Annotated in this window: 5 protein-coding genes; all 5 read right to left on the reverse strand. The window is 64.4% G+C overall.

Translation table 11 applies throughout. The features are described 5' to 3' along the window. The coding region (locus tag AC5DC2_RS21235) for an alcohol dehydrogenase catalytic domain-containing protein (RefSeq protein ID WP_491699925.1) at positions 1-347 on the reverse strand (347 nt) is incomplete at its 3' end. Continuing rightward, a complete protein-coding gene (locus AC5DC2_RS21240; RefSeq protein ID WP_024707904.1) occupies positions 344-1387 on the reverse strand; it encodes a branched-chain amino acid ABC transporter permease in 1044 nt (347 codons plus the stop codon). The genes AC5DC2_RS21240 and AC5DC2_RS21235, both read right to left, overlap by 4 nt. Positions 1388-1390: 3 nt before the next feature. Beyond that, positions 1391-2248, reverse strand: a complete 858-nt coding sequence (locus tag AC5DC2_RS21245) for a branched-chain amino acid ABC transporter permease (RefSeq protein WP_024707903.1) — start codon at positions 2246-2248, stop codon at positions 1391-1393. Beyond that, positions 2235-2963, reverse strand: a complete 729-nt coding sequence (locus tag AC5DC2_RS21250) for an ABC transporter ATP-binding protein (protein WP_491699926.1) — start codon at positions 2961-2963, stop codon at positions 2235-2237. The genes AC5DC2_RS21245 and AC5DC2_RS21250 overlap by 14 nt, the downstream gene beginning before the upstream one ends. Then, on the reverse strand, positions 2960-3675 hold a 716-nt coding region (locus AC5DC2_RS21255; protein WP_491699927.1), incomplete at its 5' end, for an ABC transporter ATP-binding protein. The genes AC5DC2_RS21250 and AC5DC2_RS21255, both read right to left, overlap by 4 nt.

Here is a 3675-nt window from a genome sequence, read left to right on the forward strand (position 1 = left end):
GCATAGCCGCCGCCGATCAGCGTCATCTCCGGGCAGCGCGCGGGATCGCCGGCAAGACAACGCGCGCAGTGTCCGCAGCCGCGCATCGGCACGACTGCAACCAGGTCGCCCGGCTTCAGCGTATCGACGCCGCCGCCGGTCGCCACGACCTCGCCCGCGATTTCATGGCCAAGCACGAAGCCGCCGGCAATGCCGAAGGGCGCGGGATCCTCGGTGATGTGCAGGTCGCTGCCGCAGATGCCGCAGGCGGCGACCTTCAGCACGACCTCGTCGGGCGCCGGCGTCGGATCAGGCATGTCGCCGACGCGCAGCGGTTGACCGACAGTGTCGAAGATAACCGCCTTCATGGGCTCTCCTCCTTCTCGACAATCAGATGGCGCCGGATGGGGAACCACGGGGCGTCCCAGCGTTTGGAGATCATCCCCCAGATGCCGGTGCGCGCGTAGAGCGCGACCAGCACCGTCATCAAGCCCAGGACGATGAAGTAGCTTGCGCCGTATTCGCCGAAATAGCGATCCGCGATAAAATAGATCAGCGCGCCGATGAGAACGCCTTCGATCGTGCCGATCCCGCCGATCATCACGATGAAGATCGCGACATTGGACCACATCGGGTCAAAGGCCGAGGCGGGATTGATGCGCAACTGCGCCATGAAGTAGACCGAGCCGGCGAAGCCGCATCCCACGGCCGCCGCGACATAGATCATGAAGCGCAGGCGGCGGACATTGACGCCCTGGCTCGCCGCCGCCACGGGGTTGTCCCGCATGGCGATCAGCGCGAGGCCGAAGCGCGAGCGCAGGAACCAGTAGCCGCCGCCGATGGCGACGAGGATCATCAGCGCGCAGAGAAGCGACATGGCGATGTTGCGCTCGAAGGTGGAATAATCCCGCATCACGCCCAGGGACATGCCGGCTCCGGCATTGACCCATCCAAGATTGGACGCCACCAGCCGGAACACCTCGGCCACAACCCATGTGCCGATGGCGAAATAGGGACCGTCCAGCCGGTGCAGCAGCATATAGCAGGGAACGGCGAGCACCGCAGGCGCCAGCAGCGACAGGAAGATGGCGAGGAACGGGTTGATGCCGAAGGTTTGGGCCATGACGAACAGCGCATAGCCGGCCGCGCCCATGAACGCCTGCTGGCCGACCGAGACCAGTCCGGCATAGCCGGCGAGCAGGTTCCACATCTGCGCCGCCAGAATGTAGCAGCACAATTCGAGCACCATGCGGATCGTGCCGGTCTTGGCCCACCACGGCATGGCCGCGAGCGCCACCAGGGCGAACACGAACAGGCTCAGCGCAATGATCCCGGAGAGGGTCTGACGCCGGACCTTGATGCTGATCTGCGCTGCATCCGCGCTGGGTGCGATGGAATGAGAAGTCATGGTTCACGCTCTCCCGAACAGGCCCTGAGGGCGCACGGCTAGAATCAGCAGGAAAACAAGATGGCCGGCCAGGACGCCGAAGCCGGGGTCGATGCGAAAACCGACAGCCTGGGCGATGCCCAGCACCATCGAACCGGCGAACGCACCCCATACCGAGCCCATGCCGCCGATGATCACGGCCTCGAAGGCGTAGATCAGCTGCGCCCCGCCATCGGCAGGCGCCACGGTCGAGCGCAGCGACTGAAACACGGCGGCAAAGCCGAGAATGCCGACCGCAATCGCCGTCGCCGCGGCATAGACGGTGCGCGGATTGATGCCGGTCATGGCCGCAGCCTCGACATCGGCCGAGGCGGCGCGCAGCGCCCTGCCGAAGCGCATGCGTTTCAGCATCAGGTCGAGCCCCAGCGTCAGGCCGGTCGCGACCAGCAGGACGAGCATCGGCAGGAGGCCGATATAGATACCGCCGATCTGGATCGACTGGCTTTCGATCCCGCCGCCCGGCAGCGAGCGGCTGTTGGCCGACCAGATCTGCAGCATCAGGTTCTGCAGCGCCAGCGACAGGCCGAAGGTCGCGATCAGCGACGGCAGCGGGTCCTCGCCCACCACCCGGTTCAGCACCGCGCGCTGGAGAAGCCAGCCCATCGCCACCGCCAGCGGCACCAGCGCCGCCATCACCGTGAACGGACCAAGCCCGAAGGCCGAGGCCAGCGAAATGCCGATCAGCGACAGCAGGATCACCAGATCGCCATGGCTGACATTCACGATCCGCATGACCCCGAACATCAAGGCCATTCCCAGCGCATATTGCGCATACATCCCGCCCAGCAGGATGCCCTGTACAAGTGCGTCAAACCACTGCATGGCCACCCCCGAAATAGGCTTCGCTGATCTGTTCGCGCGTGACGTCGTCGGAGCGTCCGCTCAGCGTCACGCGCCCTTCAAGCATGCAATAGAGCCGGTCGGACGCCGTCTTCGCGAGACCGACATCCTGCTCGACCACGACGATCGACGTCCCCTGCGCCCTGATTTCGGGCAGGACGGCATAGATCTCGCGGATGACCTTGGGCGCAAGGCCGAGACTGATCTCGTCGCACAGCAGCAAACGCGGCTGGCACAGCAATGCGCGTCCGATCGCAACCATCTGCTGCTGGCCGCCGGAGAGGTTTTGAACCGGCACGCGCGCCTTCTCCTTGAGAATGGGAAAGAGCTGATGCACCCTGTCCAGCGTCCAGTCGCCCTTGCTGCCATGACGGCTCGTCTGATCGATCGCCACGCGCAGATTGTCCGTGACGGACATGCCGGTGAACAACCGCCGCCCCTCGGGAACGACCGCCATGCCCTTCTTCACCATCTGGTCCGTCGGCGTTCCGCCAATGGGCCGGCCTTCGAAGCGGACCATCTCCGGCTTTACGGGCAGCAACCCCAGAACGGCCCGCAGGAAGGTGGATTTTCCGGCGCCGTTCGCGCCGATCAGCGCGATGACCTCGCCTTCGTCGACTTCAACATCGACGTCATACAGCGCCTGGAAATCGCCGTATCTGGCGACCAGACCATGTGTTGACAACAATTCCGTCATGCCTCGACCCCCATGTAAACCCGCATGACATCGGGGTTCGAAATGACGGTCCTGGGGTCGCCTTCCGCGATCTTCTCGCCGAAGTTCAGCACCAGAAGCCGGTCCGCCACCGCCATCAGCGCATGCAGAACATGCTCGATCCAGATGATGGTGACGCCGCGATCGCGGATCTGCGATATCAGGGCGACAAGCTCCTTCGATTCCTCGTCCGTCAGCCCGCCGGCGATTTCGTCCAGCAACAGAAGCTTGGGCCCCGAGGCGAGCGCCCGGGCAAGCTCCAGCCGCTTTCGGTCCAGCAGCGACAATGATCCGGCCAGAACATTGGCCCTGTTCAGCAATTCGCAATCGCTGAGCACCTGCGCACAGAATTCATAGCTCTCTGCCTCGGACCTGCCGCCGCCGAAGGCCGAGGCGACAAGCAGGTTTTCAAAGGTCGTCATTCCGGAATATGGCTGCGGAATCTGGTAGGTCCGGCCGATCCCCATCTGGCAGCGGCGGTGCGGTGGTTCGCCTTTCAGCATGACCTCTCCCAGCCGGATCTCGCCGGCGGTGGGCTTCAGGTCGCCGCTGATCATGTTGAACAGCGTGGTCTTGCCGGCGCCGTTGGGGCCCAGTATCCCGAGAACCTCGCCGCGATAGACATCAAAGTCGACATCATGCAGCACCCGGAACGCGCCGAAGCTTTTCGATACGTTCCGGGCCTGAAGAAGCC

This window comes from Martelella sp., assembly GCF_984369615.1.